This is a genomic window from Lysinibacillus sp. NPDC056185, from assembly GCF_047737915.1.
In the GTDB taxonomy this organism is placed as follows: Bacteria; Bacillota; Bacilli; order Bacillales_A; family Planococcaceae; genus Lysinibacillus.
In genome coordinates this window covers 244,009-268,209 of record NZ_JBLLLQ010000001.1, presented here as the reverse complement: position 1 = coordinate 268,209, position 24,201 = coordinate 244,009, and the positions used below count along the sequence as shown (strand labels likewise).

General features: G+C 36.2%; 27 protein-coding genes. 12 read left to right on the top strand and 15 right to left on the bottom strand.

The window, feature by feature from the left end; genetic code table 11:
- Window positions 1-69 precede the first annotated feature (69 nt).
- From ACMZ42_RS01335 to ACMZ42_RS01320, 4 genes are read right to left on the bottom strand one after another with little or no spacing between them, the layout of a single operon-like run.
- Entirely contained in the window at window positions 70-276 is a 207-nt protein-coding gene (locus ACMZ42_RS01335; RefSeq protein ID WP_415730298.1) for a hypothetical protein, read from the bottom strand.
- Window positions 273-503, bottom strand: a complete 231-nt coding sequence (locus ACMZ42_RS01330; RefSeq protein WP_415730297.1) for a hypothetical protein — start codon at window positions 501-503, stop codon at window positions 273-275. Before ACMZ42_RS01330 ends, ACMZ42_RS01335 begins: the two co-directional genes overlap by 4 nt.
- A gap of 60 nt (window positions 504-563) precedes the next feature.
- The gene (locus ACMZ42_RS01325) at window positions 564-770 is read right to left on the bottom strand and encodes a hypothetical protein (protein ID WP_415730296.1); all 207 of its coding nucleotides are present in this window, start codon (window positions 768-770) and stop codon (window positions 564-566) included.
- Window positions 767-1,024, bottom strand: coding sequence for a hypothetical protein (locus ACMZ42_RS01320; protein WP_415730295.1), 258 nt, complete (start codon window positions 1,022-1,024; stop codon window positions 767-769). Before ACMZ42_RS01320 ends, ACMZ42_RS01325 begins: the two co-directional genes overlap by 4 nt.
- A 42-nt stretch (window positions 1,025-1,066) precedes the next feature.
- Between ACMZ42_RS01320 and pduL the strand changes: the two genes are divergently transcribed.
- From pduL to mdh, 5 genes are read left to right on the top strand one after another with little or no spacing between them, the layout of a single operon-like run.
- Window positions 1,067-1,657, top strand: a complete 591-nt coding sequence (pduL, locus tag ACMZ42_RS01315; RefSeq protein ID WP_370082170.1) for a phosphate propanoyltransferase — start codon at window positions 1,067-1,069, stop codon at window positions 1,655-1,657.
- A gap of 12 nt (window positions 1,658-1,669) precedes the next feature.
- Complete coding sequence (locus tag ACMZ42_RS01310) at window positions 1,670-2,536, top strand: phosphate propanoyltransferase (RefSeq protein ID WP_415730294.1); 867 nt, start codon at window positions 1,670-1,672, stop codon at window positions 2,534-2,536.
- A gap of 33 nt (window positions 2,537-2,569) precedes the next feature.
- The gene (locus ACMZ42_RS01305) at window positions 2,570-2,854 is read left to right on the top strand and encodes a EutN/CcmL family microcompartment protein (RefSeq protein WP_132359031.1); all 285 of its coding nucleotides are present in this window, start codon (window positions 2,570-2,572) and stop codon (window positions 2,852-2,854) included.
- Entirely contained in the window at window positions 2,847-3,209 is a 363-nt protein-coding gene (locus tag ACMZ42_RS01300) for a BMC domain-containing protein (protein ID WP_415730293.1), read from the top strand. Before ACMZ42_RS01305 ends, ACMZ42_RS01300 begins: the two co-directional genes overlap by 8 nt.
- The gene (gene mdh / locus ACMZ42_RS01295) at window positions 3,206-4,150 is read left to right on the top strand and encodes a malate dehydrogenase (RefSeq protein WP_415730292.1); all 945 of its coding nucleotides are present in this window, start codon (window positions 3,206-3,208) and stop codon (window positions 4,148-4,150) included. Before ACMZ42_RS01300 ends, mdh begins: the two co-directional genes overlap by 4 nt.
- A 275-nt stretch (window positions 4,151-4,425) precedes the next feature.
- Here the strand turns inward: mdh and ACMZ42_RS01290 are convergent, their stop codons facing one another.
- Together ACMZ42_RS01290 and ACMZ42_RS01285 are read right to left on the bottom strand one after the other, a co-directional pair.
- Window positions 4,426-5,568, bottom strand: coding sequence for an MFS transporter (locus tag ACMZ42_RS01290; RefSeq protein WP_415730291.1), 1,143 nt, complete (start codon window positions 5,566-5,568; stop codon window positions 4,426-4,428).
- Window positions 5,569-5,630: 62 nt separating this feature from the next.
- Window positions 5,631-6,227, bottom strand: a complete 597-nt coding sequence (locus ACMZ42_RS01285; RefSeq protein WP_415730290.1) for a TetR/AcrR family transcriptional regulator — start codon at window positions 6,225-6,227, stop codon at window positions 5,631-5,633.
- A gap of 184 nt (window positions 6,228-6,411) precedes the next feature.
- On the opposite strand from ACMZ42_RS01285, the gene ACMZ42_RS01280 reads away from it, so the two are divergent.
- From ACMZ42_RS01280 to ACMZ42_RS01260, 5 genes are all read left to right on the top strand, one after another.
- A complete protein-coding gene (locus ACMZ42_RS01280) occupies window positions 6,412-7,236 on the top strand; it encodes a MerR family transcriptional regulator (protein WP_415730289.1) in 825 nt (274 codons plus the stop codon).
- A 24-nt stretch (window positions 7,237-7,260) separates the two neighbouring features.
- On the top strand, window positions 7,261-8,265 hold the full coding sequence (locus ACMZ42_RS01275; protein WP_415730288.1) for a serine hydrolase domain-containing protein: 1,005 nt from the start codon (window positions 7,261-7,263) through the stop codon (window positions 8,263-8,265).
- A 248-nt stretch (window positions 8,266-8,513) separates the two neighbouring features.
- Entirely contained in the window at window positions 8,514-8,954 is a 441-nt protein-coding gene (locus tag ACMZ42_RS01270) for a hypothetical protein (protein WP_415730287.1), read from the top strand.
- Between the two features lie 215 nt (window positions 8,955-9,169).
- A complete protein-coding gene (locus ACMZ42_RS01265; RefSeq protein ID WP_415730286.1) occupies window positions 9,170-10,666 on the top strand; it encodes a carboxypeptidase M32 in 1,497 nt (498 codons plus the stop codon).
- 465 nt (window positions 10,667-11,131) lie between these two features.
- Window positions 11,132-12,385, top strand: a complete 1,254-nt coding sequence (locus ACMZ42_RS01260; RefSeq protein WP_415730285.1) for an MFS transporter — start codon at window positions 11,132-11,134, stop codon at window positions 12,383-12,385.
- A gap of 901 nt (window positions 12,386-13,286) precedes the next feature.
- On the opposite strand, the gene ACMZ42_RS01255 is transcribed toward ACMZ42_RS01260, so the two are convergent.
- A complete protein-coding gene (locus ACMZ42_RS01255; protein WP_415730284.1) occupies window positions 13,287-14,477 on the bottom strand; it encodes an MFS transporter in 1,191 nt (396 codons plus the stop codon).
- The gene (locus ACMZ42_RS01250; RefSeq protein ID WP_415730283.1) at window positions 14,477-15,763 is read right to left on the bottom strand and encodes a tetratricopeptide repeat protein; all 1,287 of its coding nucleotides are present in this window, start codon (window positions 15,761-15,763) and stop codon (window positions 14,477-14,479) included. Before ACMZ42_RS01250 ends, ACMZ42_RS01255 begins: the two co-directional genes overlap by 1 nt.
- 872 nt (window positions 15,764-16,635) lie before the next feature.
- On the opposite strand from ACMZ42_RS01250, the gene ACMZ42_RS01245 reads away from it, so the two are divergent.
- Window positions 16,636-17,487, top strand: coding sequence for a CPBP family intramembrane glutamic endopeptidase (locus tag ACMZ42_RS01245; protein ID WP_402868942.1), 852 nt, complete (start codon window positions 16,636-16,638; stop codon window positions 17,485-17,487).
- Between the two features lie 104 nt (window positions 17,488-17,591).
- On the opposite strand, the gene ACMZ42_RS01240 is transcribed toward ACMZ42_RS01245, so the two are convergent.
- The 5 genes from ACMZ42_RS01240 to ACMZ42_RS01220 form a co-directional block, all read right to left on the bottom strand.
- Window positions 17,592-18,287 (bottom strand): hypothetical protein, encoded by a 696-nt coding sequence (locus ACMZ42_RS01240; protein WP_370077365.1) that lies wholly within the window; start codon window positions 18,285-18,287, stop codon window positions 17,592-17,594.
- Window positions 18,288-18,554: 267 nt separating this feature from the next.
- Complete coding sequence (locus ACMZ42_RS01235) at window positions 18,555-20,216, bottom strand: b(o/a)3-type cytochrome-c oxidase subunit 1 (protein ID WP_370077366.1); 1,662 nt, start codon at window positions 20,214-20,216, stop codon at window positions 18,555-18,557.
- On the bottom strand, window positions 20,203-20,694 hold the full coding sequence (locus ACMZ42_RS01230) for a cytochrome c oxidase subunit II (protein WP_370077367.1): 492 nt from the start codon (window positions 20,692-20,694) through the stop codon (window positions 20,203-20,205). Before ACMZ42_RS01230 ends, ACMZ42_RS01235 begins: the two co-directional genes overlap by 14 nt.
- A gap of 103 nt (window positions 20,695-20,797) precedes the next feature.
- Complete coding sequence (locus ACMZ42_RS01225; protein WP_255505077.1) at window positions 20,798-20,920, bottom strand: hypothetical protein; 123 nt, start codon at window positions 20,918-20,920, stop codon at window positions 20,798-20,800.
- Window positions 20,921-21,278: 358 nt separating this feature from the next.
- A complete protein-coding gene (locus tag ACMZ42_RS01220; protein ID WP_370077368.1) occupies window positions 21,279-21,734 on the bottom strand; it encodes a chemotaxis protein CheX in 456 nt (151 codons plus the stop codon).
- 579 nt (window positions 21,735-22,313) lie between these two features.
- On the opposite strand from ACMZ42_RS01220, the gene ACMZ42_RS01215 reads away from it, so the two are divergent.
- Window positions 22,314-22,928 (top strand): pyroglutamyl-peptidase I, encoded by a 615-nt coding sequence (locus ACMZ42_RS01215; RefSeq protein ID WP_370077369.1) that lies wholly within the window; start codon window positions 22,314-22,316, stop codon window positions 22,926-22,928.
- A gap of 125 nt (window positions 22,929-23,053) precedes the next feature.
- Here the strand turns inward: ACMZ42_RS01215 and ACMZ42_RS01210 are convergent, their stop codons facing one another.
- Together ACMZ42_RS01210 and ACMZ42_RS01205 are read right to left on the bottom strand one after the other, a co-directional pair.
- A complete protein-coding gene (locus tag ACMZ42_RS01210; RefSeq protein ID WP_370077370.1) occupies window positions 23,054-23,374 on the bottom strand; it encodes a DUF4183 domain-containing protein in 321 nt (106 codons plus the stop codon).
- A 29-nt stretch (window positions 23,375-23,403) separates the two neighbouring features.
- Window positions 23,404-23,823, bottom strand: a complete 420-nt coding sequence (locus ACMZ42_RS01205) for a DUF4183 domain-containing protein (protein WP_370077371.1) — start codon at window positions 23,821-23,823, stop codon at window positions 23,404-23,406.
- Window positions 23,824-24,201: the final 378 nt, after the last annotated feature.

Sequence of the window (24,201 nt, the reverse complement as noted above, 5' to 3'; positions counted from 1 at the left end):
AAGAATCATCGAAGTGACGGATAGAAAAGCCGAAGCGACGGAAGGAAGTGCCGAAGTGACGGATGGAAGTCAAAGCGACGGAAAGAAGATCCGGGGCGACGGAAAGAATCCCAGGAGTGACGGATGGAAGTCAAAGCGACGGAAAGAGGGTCCGAAGCGACGGAAAGAATCAACGAAGTGACGGATAGAAAAGCCGAAGCGACGGAAAGAATCCCAGGAGTGACGGATGGAAGTCAAAGCGACGGAAAGAAGATCCGAAGCGATGGAAAGAATCATCGAAGTGACGGATAGAAAAGCCGAAGTGACGGAAAGAAGTGCCGAAGTGACGGATGGAAGTCAAAGCGACGGATAGAAGGTCCGAGGAGACGGAAAGAATCAACGAAGTGACGGATAGAAAAGCCGAAGCGACGGAAAGAATCCCCGAAGTGACGGAAAGAAGTTCCGAAGTGACGGATGGAAGTCAAAGCGACGGAAAGAAGATCCGAAGCGACGGAAAGAATCAACGAAGTGACGGATAGAAAAGCCGAAGCGACGGAAAGAAGTGCCGAAGTGACGGATGGAAGTCAAAGCGACGGAAAGAGGGTCCGAAGCGACGGAAAGAATCCCAGGAGCGACGGAAAGAAGTCAAAGCGACGGAAAGAAGAGCCGAGGCGACGGAAAGAATCTCCGGAGTGACGGATAGAAAAGCAGAAGCGACGTAAGGAATCCCCGGAGTGACGGATGGAAGTCAAAGCGACGGAAAGAAGAGCCGAAGTGACGGATAAAATCATCGAAGCGACGGAAAGAATCCCCGAAGTGACGGATGGAAGTCAAAGCGACGGAAAGAATCAACGAAGTGACGGATAGAAAAGCCGAAGCGACGGAAGGAATCCCCGGAGTGACGGATGGAATCCCCGGAGTGACGGATGGAAGTCAAAGCGACGGATAGAAAAGTCGAAGTGACGGAAAGAATCCTCGAACCGACAGATAGAACATCATAAACGGAAGGGCAGGATGTTACACACTGCGCCTCATCCTGCTTCATTTCCTATAACAATATAGCGAAATAGATATAGAGGTGGCTAACTTGAATACAGCGACAAAAACATTTCCTGTGGCCATTTCAGCTCGTCATATACATGTCAGTGAAGAAGATTTACAGGCACTTTTTGGTCCGAATGCAGCGCTAACGAAGGATTTTGATCTTTCGCAGCCAGGACAGTTTGCAGCTAAAGAGCGTGTCTCTATTGAGGGACCAAAAGGTATTCTTCACAATGTACGTGTATTAGGTCCTGTAAGAGCGGCAACACAGGTGGAAATTAGTCGAACAGATGCAATGAAATTAGGATTAACCCCTCCTTTGAGACAATCGGGTGATATTGAAAGTTCAGCTGGCATCAAATTAATCAATCAAGAACAAGAAATTATCATTAAGCAGGGAGTCATTATTGCACAGGCACATATTCATATGACGGAAGAAGATGCGTTAGCATTGGACGTTCAAAATAATGAATTAGTATTTGTTGAAGTTGATAGTGAGCGACCTGTGACATTTCGAGGGGTTGTAGTTCGTGTATCAAACGATTTTAGTTTAGAGATGCATATCGATACAGATGAAGCAAATGCTGGCTTTATTGAACAACAAGCCCAAGGAAGAATTATTAGATCATTGACATAAGGAGGAGGTTAGATGCAGGAAAATTTAATCCAAGAAATTGTTGAAGAAGTATTACAACAAGTTTTAAAAAATCAGCCTTCCTCTCAGCATGACGGAAAGATCCCTGTCGGTGTATCAGCACGACATGTTCATCTTGCTCAAGCGGAAGTGGAGCAGCTTTTTGGTGAAAACTATCAATTAACACCTAAGTTTGAGCTTTCGCAGCCAGGACAATTTGCTGCTGAGGAAACAGTTGTTATTGCTGGTCCGAAGGGATCTATTGAACGAGTACGCATTTTAGGCCCTGCTCGTTCATTATCTCAAGTAGAAATTAGCTGGACAGACGCGATGAAATTAGGGGTTAAGCCACCTTTAAGGGTATCAGGAGATATTAAAGGCTCTAGCCCCGTTACACTTATTGGTCCAAAGGGCAGTGTCGTGCTAAATGAGGGACTCATTATTGCACAAGCACATATTCATATGTCACCGACTGACAGTGCTCAGTTCCAAGTAATGAACGGACAATCGGTACAAATTAAAGTAGAAGGTATAAGACCGATTATTTTATCAAATGTAATGATTCGCGTTTCAGAGCGTTATCGATTGGAGATGCATATCGATACAGATGAGGCAAATGCCGGTTTAATCCAGCAAGGTGCATTTGCGGAAATTGTCAATGCTCAAGCTAAGGGACAAATGAATGTTCAAGAACTTTCGCCAGTCGTAAGTCAGGCTGAAAAACCATTAAGCTATCAATTTGATAAGAAACTACTTTCGCAAGTAGAAGTGCTTGAAATAGAGGCACAGGAAATTGTGGTTCCTAAAAAAACAATTGTGACAGCATTGGCGTACGACAAAATACGAGAGCTGAATAAGACGTTAACAATTCGCTCTGAGTAAATATAGTCCATACGGGATAAAGAGGTGAAGTTCATGCAGATGGGCAGAGTGATCGGTAGTGTATGGGCAACACGTAAAGAAGAAGGGTTGAATGGCTTAAAATTATTAATTATTCAACCAATCGATTCCAATCAACAGCCGATTCGTACAGAAATTGTAGCAGCTGACCGTATCGGGGCAGGAATTGGAGATGATGTGCTCATTACAAGTGGTGGATCATCCCGATATATTATGAAAGAAAATCCATTGCCTATCGATGCGGTCGTTATAGGTATTATTGATTCTACGGAAGTGATGCGAGGTGAGGAAAATGGGTAGCGCAATTGGAATGATTGAGACGAAAGGATTAGTTGGTTCTTTTGAGGCAGCAGACGCGATGATAAAGGCGGCAGATGTGACCATCGTCAAACAAGAATTTGTTGATGGTGGCATCGTTACTGTAGTAGTTAAAGGTGATGTTGGTTCAGTTCAAGCAGCTGTAGATGCTGGAAAAGAGGCGGCTAAACGCGTTGGAGAACTATTAGGCGCTCACGTAATTCCGAGACCTGATGAAGATGTTTTTCAGATGATTAAAGGACCGGAAGCACTGAAGAAAAAGCCGGCACCAGCAGCAACACGTGCTAAAAAAACGACGGAAACAGTAGCCACTGACAATCGAGGTGAGGCAAAATGACATTTCGAAAAAGTAAAATTGCTGTCATCGGTGCTGGTCATACTGGTGCAACTTTAAGCTTATTTTTGGCACAAAAAGAGCTAGGAGATATTGTCCTGTTAGATATTCCAGAAGCGGAAAATCCGACAAAAGGAAAGGCGCTGGATTTATTACAAACAGGACCAATCGAAAAGTTTAATGTTTCTATTAAAGGAACGAGCAATTATGAGGATATTGCTGGAGCAAATATTGTCATTATTACAGCCGGTATTCCTCGTAAACCAGGAATGAGCCGAGATGACTTAGTGACGACGAATGCAAAAATTATTCAACAAGTATCTAGACAAATAAAACATTATGCTCCAAACAGCATAGTCCTTATATTAAGCAATCCAGTCGATGCCATGACCTATGTCTGCTATAAGGAAACAGGCTTTCCGAAAAATCGTATTATCGGTCAATCAGGTGTATTAGATACAGCGCGTTTTAATACATTTGTAGCACAAGAACTGCAAATTGCACCAGAGGATGTATCAGGATTCGTCTTAGGTGGACATGGCGACGAAATGGTCCCTTTAATTCGATATTCCTATGCTGGAGGGATCCCATTAGAAAAACTAATTCCTCAAGATAGACTACAGCAATTCGTAGAACGTACACGTAAAGGTGGCGGAGAAATTGTTGGTTTATTAGGCAATGGCAGTGCTTATTATGCACCAGCTGCTGCCTGCGCACAGATGGTTGAAATCATCATGAAAGATCAACGTAAAATAATTCCTTCTATCGCCCTACTAGAAGGAGAGTATGGTTACCACGAATTATTTTTAGGGGTGCCGACAATATTAGGTGGCAATGGTATTGAATCAGTCATTGAATTGCACCTGACAAATGAAGAAAAAGCGGCGCTCCATCAATCGGCAGAAGCCGTTAAACAAGTGTTAACAATTTGTCAAAACATTTAACTTCTTTGATATGTAGGATCCCCAACTATATATCTGTTGTTATAAATTTTAGCTCTTAAAAATGTTTGATTGGAAACCTAACATTGGACTTGAAAGCTAGTAAAACTCCCCGTATTTATATAAAAGTAGAAGCTCTCCTTGATCGTGAAAACGATGAGGAGAGCTTCTTTGGTATATACAACTCAAATTGAGCAATTTAAGATAGGGTGAATGTTTAGACACACCTGCTGAAAAACGGCTTGGTAGTCACCGGAACACATGTGATGCAGTACTCATTAATTTTCCTTCCTTTTATGTAAATATGGGAATAATGATAGTAATCCTAGGGTAGCTAAACAAACGCCAACCCACAGTGGTGATATATAGCCATATCCTTTACTAATACCTAGGCCGCCAAGTGATGAACCAATAACAATACCAAGCGTAATAAAAGAACTATGAATGGTATTTATCATCGTGCCATTATTAGCAGTTTTCATTACCCTCGCCACCATAGCAGGATTCATTGCCACTCCAGTGAAGCCAATAAAAACAGTAGTAATAACTGCAACATATTTATTCTCAGCTCCTAAAGCAAATAAAGACAATGCTAAGATTAAAATAATCAATCCACACAAAAGTGTTTCCATTGTATACTTATCAGCAAATTTGCCAATCACTATATTCCCGATTACTGTTGCACTTCCATAGAGAGCAAGTAAATAGGGAATACTTGCGCTTGAAAAGCCTGTGATATTTGTAAAGATTGGCGAGAAATAACTAAATGCTGCAAACGTACCACCTATAATAAACATACTTGTTATGTACGCTGCCCAAAGATGAATATTTTTAAAGCGCATGAGCTCATCTTTCCAGTTTAAATGTGCTTTGTTTGGCGATGATGGTAGTAACAATTGAATCATAATCCCGGAAACTAGTACGAGAATAGAAACAAACCAAAAACTCGTACGCCAGCCAAAATTTTGCGAGATAACTGTTGTTATAGGTAAGCCTAGGACTGTTGCGATCATTAAACCTGCAAGAACAATAGATGCAGCTTTTCCCCTTGAATTAGGAAGAACCAATGTTGCAGAAAAGGATATGGCAACACCAAATGCTGAAGATGAAGCAATACCGGTAATAATGCGTGAAACCATCATACTATCATAGTTCCAAGCGATAGCTCCGAGCGATTGGCCAATTAAAAATACAAACATTAAAAATAATAAAGCTTGTTTACTGCGTATTCTTAAGAGAATTGCCGTTAAAATGGGACCTCCTATCACCATTGCTCCTGCATAAGCTGTAATTAAATATCCGATTGAAGATATAGGAACCTGAAATGCAAGAGCAAGCTCGTTCATCATACCTGCAACCATAAATTCAGATGTAGTCATACAAAAAATTGCTAGAGCTAGTAAATAAATAATCGATGGCATAAAAACACTCCTAATTTATTATTGTAACGATTGGTACAAAAATGATGGTAAAAAAGAGCGCACTAAGCGCCAAAAATAGATTCCAATGTTCCATTCATAATTTGCTCAGACAACATCCGATTTTGCATCGAAACATTAAGAACACGAAACCCGTAATAACTGCTTAAAAATAGACTAGCTAATTCCTCAGCTGTTTGCTTTTTTGAAATTTCGCCAGTTTGTAATCCTTCCTCCATTACTTTTTCTATAGCTAGTTTAAGAAGCTCGACATGCCGTGAGAAAATTTCTTGAACCATTACGTCATTTTTAGCTCTTTCCACACTCGCATTAATTAATAAACAACCCTTTTGATCGATATTCTCAAAATCTTCCTTTAATGCCCATTCGAAAAAATTACAAAACCGCTCTTTCAATGGAATTGGAGCATTTAATAATTCCTGCTGTTCCTTAATTCCAAACTCATGGTAACGTTCTAATACTTGTTTATAAAGTTCATGTTTACTACCAAAAGTATTGTATAAGCTGCCTTTCCCGAGTCCAGTATCATTGCATAAATCCTGTGTAGAACACCCCTCATACCCTCTTATCCAAAAAGTTTTCATAGCGACATCTACAATTGAGGAATAATCAAACTCTCGGGGTCTGCCTCGTTTAGTCAAATTTATCCACCTCTCGTTTACATTAATAGAATATCTTTTTTGTACTAAACGGTCAATAAAATTTTTCAGTCAAGTAAAGTTAAAGATAAAGGTAGTAAAGCATAAGTCTTGATTGACTTTGCCCTAAGGGAAAGGTGTATAAATGAATTGTAGCAAGTAACAAATCAAAGAGTGAGGTGGTTTTGTGCTATCAATTGGAGAATTCTCGAAGATATGTGGTGTCTCCACAAAAACACTTCGATATTACGATGAAATTGGATTAATTAATCCAGATGAGATTAATGTTGAAAGCGGTTATAGGTATTATTCCATCGAACAATTAAAAAAGATGCTCTATATCAACCGTTTAAAATCCTATCGTTTTTCCCTTGAAGAAATTAGAACTATGCTGGAATTAGAAGAGGATCAATCCGAAGAAATGCTTTGTTCAGCCCTAAACAAAAAGAAAAATGAAATTCAAGATAAACTAAAGGCTTTTGAATATCTTGTTAAACAACTAAGTCATGATATTGCAAACTTAGAAAAGGGTATACCAATTATGTCGTACCTTGACGATATCGAAGTACAGCTGGTTGAAACAAAGCCAATAAATATCCTTTTTAAGCGTCTAATAATGAGCAGTGATGACTATTCTTCGGGATACGGTACCTATTTTAGCAAGTTATATGAAAAGATTGCGACGGAGCAGCTCACTTTACTCGGTAAGCCGATGACGATTTACCACAGCCCTGAATTTAATCCTACTGGTAATGATACTGAGTTCGCTATTCCAATAGCTGAGTCTGTCAAAGGAACGAGAGATTTGCCTGGTAGCCTCTGTGCTAAATCCGTTTTAAAGGGAGCATATCCCGAATTAACATCTGTCTATGCTAATTTGATGAAGTGGATTGAAAACGAGGGTTATGAATTGATATTGCCGCCATATGAAATATATGTAACAGATCCACATCAAGCAAACTCCCCTGGAGATTATATTACTGAGGTATATTTTCCTGTAAAGAAAAAATGACAAATCGACCATTAGGAGGTTCCTATGCAAACAACAATAAATTGGCACAAGGTAGAGCCTGAAAGCATATATATGAATAATGAAAAGCTTTCTAAGCTTGAGCACATGGTAAAAAGTGATTATCACAATATAAATGGCATTGTAATTATTAGAAATGGTCATTTAGCCTATGAAAAATATTTTAACGGCAAAGGTCCTGATGAATGTCACCATGTAGCATCTGTTACCAAAAGTGTACTATCTGCGCTTATAGGCATCGCTATTGATAAAGGGTATATTAAAAGCGTTGAAGAAAAGGTGTTAGATTTTTTCCCTAAATATATTTCTGATGCTGATAAGCAGAAACAACAGATTACTATACGACATCTTCTCACGATGACAGTACCATATCCATTTGAGGGTTGGCATGAGCCACTAGATGTTCTATGTCAACAGCAGGATTGGATAAAATATACACTTGATATAATGGGTAAAAACGGTGATTTAGGCGCATTTAAATATTCTACAGCTGGCGCACATTTATTGTCAGCTATTCTTACTGAAAGTACAGGTAAGAGTGCACGAGCGTTCGCTAATGAACATTTGTTTACACCGCTTGGCATGAAGGAAATTCCTGACTATCAAATGAACGCATATGGGTTTGATGATTTATTCGGGAAAAACGTTAAGGGGTGGGTACATGATCCATACGGTCATTCGACAGGTGGATGGGGGCTAACATTAACTACTCGTGATATGGCACGATTTGGCTACCTTTATTTAAACAATGGCATTTGGGATGATAATAGAGTTCTCTCAGAGACATGGATTCGTGAATCCACGGAAATGAACCATAATAATTACGGTTATTTATGGTGGCTACGACAAGAAAATGGACTTTCTACATATTCAGCAATGGGGGATGGAGGCAATATGATTTGTTGTATACCGAAGAAGAATATGGTTGTGGCAATAAGTTCAGAATTCATCATGAATCCACGAGATAGATGGCCATTAATTAAAGAGTATATAATTCCAGCAGTATTATAATATTTATGTTGTACATAAAAGAAGATATATAAATTATCCAAATAACAACTTCTTATACCCAATCTTACAATTAAGTTGATCCTCTCCGAGTAGAAATGAAAAGGTGGCAAAAGTCATTTACATTCCTAACCGGGGAGGTTTTTTTGAGAGGACAGTAGTTCAAAAAATAATCTAAAAAATGGACTATTTTTATCTTCTATTAAATTATACTTTTATTAAGAATTTATTAAATAAAGAGAGGGAAAGAAATGAGTAGTTATTTGGTTATCCTTTTAGTCATTATTCTTCTTATGTTAAGGGAGAAAAAAGTTAGACCAACTCGAATGTGGATAATACCGATTTTGTTAATTGGGATAACGTGTACTTCCGTTTTAAATTCAGATAAATTAACGCCGATAAGCTTTGTCTTGTACTTCATTTGTTTAATAATTGGCATAGGTATCGGGATATGGAGAGGAAAATTAGAAAAAATTCGTGTTAATCATGAAAGTGGAATCGTAACTACACAAAGCTCTGTAGCTGGAGTTATATTATTTCTTGGCATTCTTCTTTTGCGTCTACTTGCAGCAAAATGGGGAAAAGAGCATGCTGTCATATCATTAACGAATGCTCTTATGTTTATACCGCTTGGTAGTGTATGTGCTCGTCGGTTTATTATTTATATGAGATACAAACAACTTACGGGATGAAAAAAATATGGATTTAAAATGTTTCTTTCGCATTTTACAAAAAATTGGTGCAGAAGATCGAACGCGAACGGTTGTATATGCTATTCGCAATAGAATAGTTTTGTAGATATAAAAGTGTGAACAGTTATTATTGCTATAAAAAATACTATAAAGTCCATAATATACAAAATTTTCGAAAATATGATAAAATAGTAGCGTGAAAAGGAGGATGAAGTATGACTGTTCAACAATTTACTGATTATGTGAAAAAGATGCAGCACTACGGAGAAGCATTAAGTGTGATTTATTGGGATATGCGTACCGGTGCACCTAAGAAAGGGTTAGCTCAGCGTTCAGAGGTAGTTGGAACATTATCTGCCTCCTTATTTGACATGCAAACTAGTGAAGAGTTAGGGCAATTACTAACGGATCTAGAGGGGCAAAAGGCAGATCTCGATGATGTTACGCAGCGTTTAGTTGAGGAAGTACGTAAAGAGTATGATCAAAATAAAAAAATTCCGGCTGATGAATATAAGAAATTCGTCATTCTACAATCTAAAGCAGAAACAGCATGGGAAGAAGCAAAGGAAGCTAATAATTTTGCTTTATTCCTACCTTATTTAGAGGAAATTATAAGCTGGCAGAAGAAATTTATACAATATTGGGGTATTAAAAACGGTTCTCCGTACAATACATTACTAGATTTATATGAACCGGATATGACAACGGATGTTTTAGATCAAGTTTTTGGTGAATTACGTGAAACAATCGTTTCTCTTGTGCAAAAAATCGCAGCTTCACCAAATAAACCAGATACAAGCATTTTATTTAAGCATTTCCCTCGTGAATCTCAGCGTGCATTATCATTAGAAATGTTAGCGCAACTTGGCTATGATTTTGATGCAGGTCGCTTAGACGAAAGTGTACATCCATTTATGATTGGCTTAAATCATGGAGATAATCGTATTACAACGAAATATGATGAAAATGATTTCCGCTCAGCAATTTTTGGAACAATCCATGAGTGTGGGCATGCCATGTATGAACAAAATATCGATGTGAAGCTTGATGGTTTACCGTTAGCCAAGGGTACATCTATGGGAATACATGAATCCCAATCTTTATTTTATGAAAATTTTGTAGGTAGGAACGAAAAGTTCTGGGAGCATAATTACGAGCGACTTCAAAAGTATTCACCTGCACAATTTGGGGATGTAGCATTAGCTGACTTCCTACGAGCAATTAATATGGTGGAGCCGTCGTTTATTCGCATCGAAGCAGATGAGTTAACATATCCACTACATATTATGATTCGCTATGAAATTGAACGCGACCTATTCAACGGCGATCTTCAAGCGAAAGATCTTCCGCAAGTATGGAATGATAAATACGAAGAATATTTAGGCATTCGTCCTGAAACAGATGCAAAAGGGGTACTACAAGATATGCACTGGTCAGGGGGCATGTTTGGCTATTTCCCATCCTATGCTCTAGGAATGATTTACGCTGCACAATGGAAACATGCAATGGATAAAGATCTTCCAAACTTTGATGAGCTGTTAGAAAAGGGTGAGCTTCTTCCAATTCGAGAGTGGTTAACAGACAAAGTCCATCAATACGGTGCGCTTAAGAAGCCATTCGAATTGCTACAGAATGCGACAGGCGAAGGCCTAAACGCAAAGTATTTAGCACACTATTTACAAGAAAAGTATACAAAGCTGTATCAGCTTTAAAGGAAAAAGCGATTTCTCAACTATATTTTATTAAAAGTCAAGAGTTAAAGTAATGCACTTGTTACATCAGTATTCTTTATGAAATGTGCAACATTATAAATAGTTATTTTCAAGCTGAACTAATTTTTTATTGGTTCAGCTTTTATTTGTGATTAAAAGTAAATTTAGATATATTTGCGAAATTAAAGTGTAGTACAATTAAGATGTTAAATTATACCTTATTAAACTAACGGTGCAGATTAGTTGAATAGTGTTGTTAAACTTTTGTTCAACAATCAGGTCATTTTGTTGGATAAGAGTGGGAAATATAAATCCAAATATGTATTATCGATTCTAAGGAATATTCTATGTAATAATATATATATGAAGTTTTGTAAGGAGGATATGCTATGAGTATAGTAGATTGATTACTCAGATTTTAAATAAGAGGAAGGTGGTAAATCAAATTTTATAGAGGTGTTCAAATTGAATAATTTAATGATTAATGCTGATTTTGGGAAGTTATGGTTTCATAATATATCTAAAATCCTAAGTGAACGTTTTCGCGAACTAATCATACCTATTATCATATTGGGTCTGTCTGGATCGCCATTAATGACTTCATTAGTGCTTTTATTTCAGAGAATTAGTTCCGTGTTTTTTTCTATTCCAATAGGTACTTGGATTGAGAAAAAGAACCTTGTTTTGATTTCTTCGATCTGTAATTTAATATATGCTATATTATTGTTTCTATTGGCATATTTAATAACAATCGATATAACGAGCCTTTTTGTTATTGGGCCAATATTATTTTTCATGGGTTTAGTGGGATTGATGTTAAATATTGCCCTTTCAGCTATGGTACCTAAAATTGTTGGGAGGCAACGTTTATTAAGTGCTAATAATTCATTAGAAGCCGCTGATGCGATTGTAACCTTAATTGGTCCAGCCTTAGGTGGAATTATACTTGCGAAATATGGCCCGAACATTACCTTAACTATTTGTGGTAGTTTATTACTTATTTCAATGTTATTTATTTCACTTATAAAATACCGAAATATAAGTGAGGAAACGGATGATAAGCCCATGAAGGGAAAACAGAAACTGAAGAGTTTCATTCGGGATTCCCAAGAAGGTGTAAAGTACCTCTATGCTAATGGAGCTCAAATTGTATCGTCGATTTCGGCTTTGGTACTCGGATTTTCAACCAGTTTTATTGTGCTTAGTGTTATCATTCATTCTAAATATACTCTCCATTTTTCAGAAGAGTATATTGGAATACTGTTATCTTGTGCTGGTATAGGCAATGTCGTTGGCGTACTTATAATGAACAAATTTATAAATGCAAACTGGTTATACTTTCTCAGTACTTTAATGATCATATCTTCATTTGGAATCTTATTATTGATATCAAATTCATTTATCGTCATGTGTTTCGGAATGATAATCTTTGATGGGGCACTTTCTATGGCATTTGTTGTTCAGATAACTGTTCAACAGGGCATTACTCCAGACCATTTGATCGCCAGGGTTCGAAGTTCCATATACGTTTTAGGTGGAATTGCAGCAATGTTAGCGACTATACTATCTGGTTTGATTTCTGAATGGAACTCTATGGCAGCCTTGGCATTTGGATCATTGGTTTTATTAGTCAATGGCTTGTTTATTTTTAAATATAAAAAACAAGGAGTAGCAATGGATAAAATCAGTCCAATTTATGCTGCATCCAAAAGTAGCTGAATGATGGATTTAATAAAGGTAAGGAATTGTATTAAGTAATGTTGCACCATCGTCTTTGATGAATAAAATCGTGTATAAAAATTGAAGTCTTATCGTTGTAAATCCGCATAAATCTGACGAGTCCCCTTATTGTGCTAACGGGTGCTTAACTTGAAGATCATTGAGCTGTTTTAGACAGCTCTTTTTCTTATTATACTAACGGAGCAGGTTAGCTCAATAAGCTTTTATGTCATTTACTAACATATCTTTCCAGTTTATTCAATGAAAAAAACAGACTAAAATAGTCTGTTACAAAAAAGTACTCCATATTGCTTTGAAAAAGATTCCTAGTCCAGCAAGGAATACACCTAAACAAGCTAAACTCAATGGGGATCCCCACTTAATTTCTGGCATAGAAAAAACCTCATTTCCTTATAGTTATAGAAAATTATACCATAACTTTCTATATAGGAAGTTGTTAAGCTAACGGGGCAGATTAGTCGAAGAGCGTTGTTTAACTTTTGTTCAACAATCGGGCCATTTTCTTGAATACCTTTAAATAAAAAGTATTTGGATATTGATGTTAAAATTCAATTGAGTTTATGAAGTAATATACTTAAATTAACAGGTAATTTGGTTGAACAAGTTAGTAAAAAGAAAGATATAATGAGTTACACGATTAGATTTGCTAATGAAAACGACTTGTCTAGTTTACTTATTGTAATTTGCCCATTAAAGCTTTCTTTGCTTCATGCTGTATAATACGGTCACAATATCACACGAATATCTTCCCGCCATATTCTGCTTGTAGACACGGTATTTATTTGTTCCTTCTAGAATCTGAAAATCTTTCTTACAAAAGATACATGTTACTTTATATGAAATCATCTTGTGCCTCCATTTTAAAATGCTCGATTAAAAATCATGAGGTTTGCTGTTCTTTTAAACTTATAAATGAAGTACCTACCGCTAAAAGTACAGCGAAACTAGCGAAAATAACAGCCGTCCATTGAAGTGAAAACCATTCAGCTAAAAGCCCTATTACAACTGTAAATAGTACCTGGAGAATACTTTGAATTAAATTCAACATGCTGCTAAAGCGCCCCATCACATCTGGATGTATCGTTGATTGATAGAGTGTAGCAAATCCAGTATTACTGAAAGCCATAAACATCCCTAATGTGACAAAACATATGACAGCTATAACATAAGAGTTTGCTAAATAAAAACCTAAATAACTAAGCATAGAAAGAAAAAATCCAACCTTTAGATAAACCATGACACTAAAAGTTTTCGCAAAAGCAGTAGCCAATAGCCCACCAACAATTGCTCCGATTCCCGCAACGGTTACGGTAATACCGTATAAGCTTTCAGAAATTTCAAGGTGTGCTAACAGAAACGTCATTTCCTGTGAATCTAATGCAAAAGCAATCATGAGGGCTATTGAATAAATCACGATTAATCGTGTAAAACTGTGAAGCTTTTTAGCGTAAGTGATTGTCATTTGCCAATCCTCTTTAATTGTTAACAGAGTTATTTTTGATGATTGACTTGTATTCGTTTTATTTTCAGACGGAAGCAAGCTTAATAAATAGGCACAAATAAAAAATGTCACTCCATTCACCCACATTGCCACACTTGTACTGAATGTTGCTAAAATAAGCCCTGCGAGTGCCGGACCAACCATAAACGAACCTGAACTTAATGTAGAATGAAGCGCATTAAAACGTTGCTTATGTCCTTCTTGTACATGCACAGATATTAAGTACGTACTGCTCGGACCAAAAAAGGTACTTGCAATATTTGTTGCGCCTACTAGAGCATAAATAAGCCATAGTTGGTCAACAAAAGGCATGAGACAAACGAAGAATCCTCGTATCAGATCCGTTGTAATAACTGTTTTCTTTCTGTTCCAACGATCAATATAAGATCCAACGAAAAAATTACAAATGATTCGAACAAGAGGACCTATAATATATAAGCCAGCTACAGCTGCTGGAGAGTGTGTTAAATTCCAGATCATCACGTTTAAAGCAATTAAGTAAATCCAGTTACCTAACTGTGAAACACCTAAACCGGTTAATAAATACACATAATGCTTCGACCACTTCATCAATGATAGCCTCCAGCAACTCTTTGTCGCATTTTCTCACTTGTTTCAAATAAAAGACGGTAAAGTTCTACTGCACGTTTATATTGTTTCGAGTTTTCATACATTTTTGCAACAAGAGGACCATAAGACAAAATCAATTCAATATGTTGTTCTTCTATAAAATACTTAAAAACTTTTTTCTCTATCTTGTAAAACTCCTCCAAGCTTTCTAGCCCATCAATTTGTTCAAACGCTTGCATTAAAAAGAATTGCATTTGCTGATGAGTACCTTGAGTAAAATCATTTTTTGAAAGCTCATGAAGTTTTTCTGAAAAAAGTTCCTGTTCACCGCCAAATAATATGGTACGCGTATAGTTTATTAGCGTATGAATATCCTTTTTGTATGTTAGTGCCTTTTCGTAATATGTAATTGCCTTCGTATATTGTTTATCTGATTCGTATGCAAATGCTAGGTTGTTATAAATGGATGACCACTGAACATCTGTAGCAATTGATGGTACATGATGTAGTAAATCAATTGCTGCATGATATTCTTTTAAAGCATCTTCTACTTGACCTAAACCATTTAAAATAACGCCATACATTGAATAGAGCTTTAATTGAAATAATGGCTTATATTGATGTTTAAATAACTGAATGGCTTCTTGTATATATAGTTTTGCGAGTGAAAATTGATAAGCGCGATGGCTAGCAAAAGCTAAATGGTAGACATAATTTGCTTGTTCAAAAGAAGAGCTTTTGGATAAGTGAAACTTGCTGTTTGATTGGAACTCTCGATTTAAAATCGCATCGTAGTTTCCGATCATTAGTTCATAATATGTTTTGACTGCAACCAATAATTGCCACTCTCTTGAGCCACTAGGTGATAGTAAGTCATCTAATGAGGCTAAAATGCCACCTGCTTCCTCCATGCAGTCTTGACTCAATAAGTACCGGCAATAAACTAAGTCTACTTGCATCTGTAAACTTGGCGAAGTACGCTGTACATAAAGTAAATGAAGCTGCTCCATCTCTTCTTCATTGATTTTTTCATTTGATAATAACTTCTCATAAATTTGTTCAATCAGTTGCTCTTGGTTTTTACCTTCTTCTACATAAGTTGTAAAATCCAACTGTAGTTTTTCAAATAACATTCTATACAATGTCTCATTTGGTTCTACTAATCCGTTCTCAATTCTACTTAAATAAGACGTTGTACAAATACCAACAGCCAATGTATCTTGGTTCATATTGTTTAATTGCCTGAAGAATTTAATCGTTTGTCCAATTTTATGATGTCGCTCCATATCAATCACCTCTATAATTATCATATCAAAATAAATCGGTTGAATATTGTGTAAATAGTATCCGATTTGAGAAACTAGTTATAACAAATTATGGCATATTGTGTAATCTTCTGCTTTTCTAGAGCAAGTTAATGAGGAAGTATTAAGAAGTTGTAGAAAGGAGGATAACTTTGAAAATAAAAAGGAATCAACTTTTTTATCACTATTATTCTGTCTGATTTTATTTCAAGTGGGGTGTAGCGAGGCGACAGAATAACACGAACTGAAGCGAAAATGATAGCAAGTAATAACATGGAGTTAACACAATAAAGTTAATATTCTGAAAATTCAGGTAGTAGTGTTGTTTTCGGAGTATAATAAGCGTCTCTGTTCTTATTCAACCTTCTTCTTCAACTAACGGAGTGCTTTAGTTGAAGAAGAACCAGAAGCAACGTTAGGCGAAATGAAAATGTAAAACTCCTTTATTTTCAAGTTATTTCTCGTTTGTGAATGATAAATTGTCTAATCTATCTTTTTTAATGGCTGTTTTCGAAAAGATTGTTGCTATTCAACTCCCATGAAAGAACTTAATCATCTTTCATTTTCTGTGGTGTAGCGCTGGTTTTTGCGCTACATGGATGGCTAACGGGGCAGTTTAGTTGAACAAGGAGGTAATACCTATGCTGTTTTAAACATATCTTAGTATGAGGGAGACATTTAACCTGAAATGTGGGTTTACGAGGTGTTATTGATCAAAAAACCAATATTATACCTATCAAAGTCTTTTATAATCGAGGGAGTGGTTTGTACTGAAACCTTTAACAGAATCAAAAAGTACCTCAAGAAATCTAAAAGAAATTTTAAAATCTCATCCATTAACTTCATTCTTTGTTATGGCATATTTATTTTCGTGGATTGTATTAATTCCATTTATCTTATCTCAATGGAATATCATCCCCAAAGCTAAAATTTTCGATGTTTTCTTTGGACTTAATGCTTTCGTTGGTCCTATGTTAGCTACATATATTATGATTCGGACTCTCGAAGGAAAAGGAGCTTGGAGAGTTATTACAAAAGGAATATGGAAACTTAAAGTAGGTTTAAAATGGTACTTCTTTGCACTTATCGTCATTCCTACTGTGATATATTTGGGATTTGTAATGTTAAACGGAGGGATTCCAAATTCTAAAGGGCTTACAACGCAATTTTACGCAACATACCCGATTTATCTTGTTGTAGTCTTCTTCTTTGGTGGCCCGTTTCCAGAAGAAATCGGTTGGCGTGGTTTTGCTTTACCTCGAATGCAATCTAAGTTTGGATCATTAAAAGCAACGCTATTGCTCGGAATTCTTTGGGCGTTTTGGCATTTACCTCATTTTTTAACCGCAGCACAAAGAGGAGGTCCGGGTTCAAACATTTCTCTTCTTTATTACGATTTACCTATTTTTATTGTGCTATGCCTAGCTGCTTCCATCATTTTAACTTGGGTGTTCAACTCCAAACAAGGAAATTTGTTTATTGTTATTTTGGTTCACGCTAGTTTGAATACTTTTAGTTTTATACAACCTCATTTTACTAACCCGGCTTTGAAAGAATCTGATTTATCTGTTTGTCTAGGATTAGGTCTTTTCGCTTTGATAATTCTTATTTTTACAAAGGGTAAATTGGGATATAAGAAATCTTCTCCTGAAGTGGAATTAGGTAACCAAAAAAATCTTAAACAAACGAGCGCAATTGTTGAATAAACTTTACTTTTCTCTTCAACTATGGTGCTTTAGTTGAACAAAAAAGTAAAGGTAGCCTTGTTAAAACAATCTAACAAGGCTATTTTGGTATCTCAATTAACTTTCTATTTAAACTGCTCAAAATGATTAGCAACCCATCGCTTCTGATTTTCTGCAACATATTGTTCAACTGCTATCAATCTATTTACCAATTCTTCTTTTGTAAGCTGCATATACTTCTTTTTAGCGATGTTTACATCACGTTCAGGGGAAATCTTTCTTAATGTCGCTTCATCAAATATAGGTTCTTCTGTTCCTGACACCGAAGGCATTCTTGGTTTGCCATCTCGAACACCTTTTAATTCTTCTTTATAATTATGCAAGAAAGCTTGACCATCCATTAATGGATTGCTATGTGTATATTGTTTTAAATGAATCATAGACTTATAAAAGGATTTTAACGCTGATAAAAAACGGCTAATTGTGTTTGGGCTTTTATTTGTTAAACTTACCAAACGAAACGAATCTTTATCATGAACCTTACACTTCATTTCATGCCTCAAATATTCCTCAACAACTACTCGTATCTTTTCCTCTGAATCATTCCATTCCACTCGTTGCCCTTGATAATTACTTTCTTCCTCTAACCACTTGAAAAAGGGAAGTAAACATTTCAAATAAGAAGTTGCAGAACTCTTATCGATTCTCCCTACACAATCAAAGTAATAATCCGACAAGGGAAGGAACGGTTGGTTATCTCTAAATACCAATAATTCATATTTGCTTTCAATATGTTTTGGACAATACTCATACCAATACAATTACTAACACCTCCAAAAAAGAACGCCTGTTCTATATTAACTTTTTTTCTTGCAATTATAAATGTTAACCCTTTTATTAAATCCTAGTAGAAATGTTAAGCAAAATAAAAATGTACACTACTAAAATTGAATTTAGTAATGTACATTTTTATAACATATTTATATAATGTGCAACATTAAAACAAGTTATGATGTAAGAAATCATCATAACTTGTTTTTAATATTACAGAGTAGAGAAATCGCTTTTTATGAAGATGCAAGAGATTGTTACCAAAGCTTATAGCCTTTAGAGCCAGGAGGGGAATTAGAAATAATATCGATAATTGGAATAGTATAGGCAAATAAAATTAATGCTACTAAAATAACAAGCCATACTTTAAAGTTCTCTAAGATAGCTGGAGTAGTACCACCGTTTTCATGTACTTCACCAACTGGGAATTCCTCTTCGCCTTTTGGTGCAAACCATGCTAATTTCACCACAATATAAAGGATGATTAAGATAGCGATGAATAGTATCGTACCACCAACAGCTTGAGCGATTTGATAAGGAATCCAATCATAAGCTTGTTGAGCACCGCCATACTCAGAGTAATCAGATCGACGAGGTGCACCGATCAGACCAGCGATATGCATAGCGGAAGACATAATTGTCATACCAGTAGCCCATAAAATAGCTGCAAAATTACCAAGATTGTTCAAAGATTTAGTCAATGTACGACCTGTTAAATATGGAATTAACCAAAATGCCGCACCAAAATAAGTTAAAACGGCTGTTGTTGCAATCGTTAAATGGAAGTGCCCTGTAACCCAAATAGTATTATGGATTAATTGGTTCATTTGGTAAGAAGCATTAATGATACCGCCTGCGCCACCAGGAATAAATGCTAACATACCGATAAATGGCACGAAGAAACGAGCATCTTTCCATGGTAATTTTTTAAACCAACCGTAAAGCCCTTTCCCACCTAATTCACGACCACGTAATTCGAACATTGCAAACATCGAGAAGGCTGTCATTAAGGATGGTACGATTACCGCAAATGTTAAAACAACTTGTATGAATTTCCATGTGCCATCAATACCTGGCTCTGTTAATTGGTGATGGATCCCAACTGGTACAGAAAAAATTAAAAACAGCATAAATGACAGTCTTGCTAAAGAATCAGAGAAAATTTTCCCTCCAATAACTTTCGGAATAACGACATACCAAACCATGTATGCTGGTAATAACCAGAAGTATACGAGAGCATGACCGAAATACCAGAACAATGTACGGGATAGTGCTACATCAACACGTTCGATAAAGCCTAAGGACCATGGAAGTAACTGGAATAGAACAGAAACAGCTACACCTAGAGTTGCTACGAACCACATTAAATTATTGACAACAACCATAAATGATAATAATGGGCTTCGTTGTCCGCTACCTTTGTTTTCTTTACGCCACTGTGCATAACGTAAAACTTGACCTGCGCCGCCAACCCAAGAACCAACAACGACTAATGTAAGGCCTAAATAGAATATCCAGTGAGCTTTCAGTGGAGCATAGAACGTATATAAAACAGATGCTTCGTTCAGTAGAACCATTACTGCAGCTGCTGCTGTACCGATAGTCATTAACCAGAAGCCGATCCAGCCAAGGCGACGTTGACCATCTGAAAAAGTCCCTGACGTACGGCTAACACTAGCAATTTGGAAACCAAAAATAAAGAATGTTGTTAAAATAAGACCGAGTAAAACACCATGTACGGTTAAAACTTGATAGTAACCAATGCCTGCTGGTAATGTAAATTGACCAGAACGAACGAAAACTTGTAATAAACCTGCAAGACCCCCTAATAACAATGCGATGAATGCCACGTAAATATGTGCCATCGCTAGCTTCGCATCACGACGATCCACTTTCGTCAAATTATTATTTAGACTCATTTGGCTTCACCACCTTTAGCATAGAGTGCATCATCGTATGTCCTGTACCACAGTATTCATTACATACGATTAAAAACTCTCCTTCTTTATTTACTGTAGTTACATATTCAGAAATGTAACCTGGTTCAAGCATCATATTAATATTTGTACCTGCAACTTCAAAACCGTGCATTACATCTGCACTCGTTGCAATAAATTTCACTTTAGCTCCAAGTGGCACTTCAATTTCTGGAGGATTGTAGTTAAATGCTGAAGCTAAAACAACTACTTCGTAATCCCAATCTTTACCTTCTACTTTATGTACACCCGGGTTATCGAAGGGTGCAAATTCTTTTACTTTCTCATAATCTAGTGTTTTTTTACCATTGTTCGGATGTGAGCCTTGATGGAATGCACCGATGCCTAGAATGATAAGGAATGCTACTAAAGTAGCGACTCCGAACACAAGCCAATACTTCTCATACTTATGTAAGTGCATATGTCTCTGTCCTTTCTTAGTAGAATCAATTATGCCTCGGCATAATTGCGTGTCATCCGCCGGAGGCTTTAATTTCTTTCAGTGGAAACCCGCTGAAAGGAAGTTAAAAACGATTGATGAACAAATCGAAGCAGTACACCCAAAGCAAGATAATGATGATTCCTACTCCAAATACCGCATAGAGTGAACCTTTTAAATTTTCATCTGACTTTTTTTTATTTGCCATTTTTGCTCCTCCTACGCTTTTATTGTGTCTTTCTTATTGCCATGATATATAAATAAATTTCTTTTTGATGTGAAAAAAATCACACATCTTGGCGAAAAATGTGAAAAAAATGTGAAAAATTGAGGAGGGAATAAAAAATAGCTACCTCAATAGTCATTGAGATAGCCACTTATTGGTTAGAATTAGAGGAATTATTATTAAAAACTCTTATTTTTCGAAAAATTTTACTAATTGAAATTTGGACTTGAGCCTAATGGAGCATCCATTGTTAATTATAGAGAATGATAAAGCATGGTCATAAATGTTTAATGTATTGGCATAGGATATATCATTTGGAACAGTTCGATATTCTAGTACTCTATTCTCCTTCAATTGTTAAAAGAACTGTCAGCGGACCAACGTTTGGAATTGTAACAGGGAGTACAAATGCCTTTTCAAAGCCGTATAACTTTGTGTTGCCAACCATCACTGTTGGCGGTGTGATATCAATTTCTAAGCTTTCTTGTCCTACAGTAGTGCATAAATTTCCTGCAATCATATTTCCGAATTCCCCTGTAAAGGATTCCAACATTTCTCCTTCAAGAGGCATACCAAACATTGTATTGCCGATGCCACTAAAAATTTCAGGAGAGGAATCAATGATTACACGGCCCTTTAAATCTCCTATTAAACCAATTAAAACACCCATTTGCTGTTGTTGAAATGGTTCAGAAATAATACTAGGTGTTTTCACCTCTATATCCATAGGTAGGATCGATTTTAAAGCGTGAATTGTCCCGTTTAAAATAGTTTGAAAGTACTTCGAATTACTCATCATTACCGCATCCTTTTTCCGACTTTTCTACATCTTACCATGTTAAATGGGTAAGATGAAAGTATGTCTTGACGAATTAATGGGAAATTTATATTATATTAATGAGAATGATTTTCAAAATCAATAAATGGACGTTAAAGTCTTTTCGAATAAAAATTTTTATATAAAAAGGAGCGGTCAGCGATGACATTTGTATTTATTGGAGCGGCAGTGGTTATCTATATTGGAGTGGGAACACACGTCATGAAACAGACGACTGCACATTTAAAATAATAGAATTTCAATTTTTTATACAGATAGAGCATGGTCCGAGTAATTTTGAGACCATGCTTTTTTTGAATAATATTTATCTTTAATCCTTTCAATGTAATAAAAAGAAAAGGATTATTTGTTTTTTTCTGAAATATATTGTAAATGAGAATAGTATTTTTGTAGAATTAAACAAAACCGTATATCAATACAAATAGGGTAAGTGATTCATTCGTTTAATCAGTAATCATTAAGGTTACAGTATCAGCTACCAGTAAATAAAAATGGATGGACGATACAGCGACGTCCTAGAGAAATTAGGTGAAGACAATGACAAAGATATTATTAACAGGATTTGTACCATTTCTTGAGTATAAAATTAATCCTACAATGCAAATTGTAGAAAATTTACATGGAGAAGTGATGGATGGCTATGAAATTGTAGGACGCATTCTGTCTGTGGATTTTCAGCAATCTGCTCAGCAACTGAAACAATATATTGCCGAGATACAACCACAAATCATTATTTCCTTAGGATTAGCTGGAGGACGTTTTAAAATAACGCCAGAGCGAATTGCGATTAATATTAAAGATGGTGAAGCGGATAACAATGGTTATACACCAGCAGATGAAAGCATTTATGATGGTGGTGAAGACGCGTATATAACGAATTTACCTATTAGGAATATGGTGAATAGATTAGGCAAAGAAGGGTATCCAGCAGAAATATCAAATACCGCGGGTACTTATTTATGCAACAATATTATGTATGAGGGGCTAGTTTACGCAAAGCAACATAAAGGGGTCCGCGCTGGATTTATTCATATTCCTGCATCATTTGATTTGGCGATTCAGCATGGGAAAATACCGGGATGGAATATTCAAGATTTAATAACTTCTATTAGGCTTTGTATCGAGGAGACAATTCGTACAACGAATGTTTGATTTTCCTCATACGATGTGAATTAGCCAACACACAAATCGTTTTGTATTTATGGATGCCCTAAAATATTTTAAGGCATCCATTTTTTTATTTATGAAACAAAGTATCTTTGATTTACTTAAGGCGATTAAAGTGTAGTCACTAATTCAACAGCCTCAACAATAATTGGTGTTCCTGCTGGTAAAGTGCCTGTAACAGTATGGAATGTTAATTCTGTTGCAGAAACTGAGTAAGAACCACCTTCCTGAAGCACCCCATTTATATATAAATTATGGTACCCATTTGTTACGATTGGGAAAGTAGTTGCAGCAGAACCGCTATCATTTAAAAAGGTAGTAGAGGCAACCGTTGTACCATCAGAGATCGTTAAGGGTGCAGCTAAAACATTGAAAAATCTAGCCGAAGTACCTGTAACATTGACATGAATATTAATAATAGAAAGTGCCACTTATTTTCACCCCCTTTCAGGTATGTTACTTACATTGTAGAAAATCCTAATGATTCTATGATGATTGGAGTACCTTTATAAATTGTTGAATTATCAGGACTTAAAGTTAAGGAGGTTGGAGTTATAGTGTAAATTCCACCTTCCTGCATTACGGCATTGATGTAAAGATTAACGTAGCCATTCGGATTAAAAATCTTAAATTCAATTGCTGTGTTCCCATCATCACCCCAAAATTGACTAGCAAATAGAGTCGCCCCATTCGTTAAATTAATATCTGATGTAGCAATATAGAAATATCTATTTACTGTTGGAATGATATTCCCATTAGGTTCAATGACTGGAGGAGGGTCTACCGGAGGAAGAGTACTAGCTTTTATACGAGGCCAAATAAACCGATCTTCACACCCACATTTTTGCTCGAGTTTTTGGTGATTCCTAAAGTTCACCATTTTTTTATCACCCCATTTAATTATTTTTTCCCCAAGTTCACTTTGTAATTTTCACTATTATTAGTACTGCAATCACACATTAAACTTTTTTAAAACTTAATTTGCCTTAACTTAAAATATGAAGAAAATTATAAATTGCTTAGTTGTGCAACCATTTTGAAATAGAAATTAGTAGTTTTTTTAAAAATATTGGCCCATCACTACAAATTGAGAATGACATTTTGTTAAAACGTATGAAATCAACCCCACGTTTTGATAGTGAGCCTGGATAAAGCATTTTTTTGGTTAAACAGGGCGATATGGATGAATATGGCGTCTGAAACCTTTATATATATGCTTTTCAAAGTAAATTAGTGTTATACTTTGTTTGTCGAATAA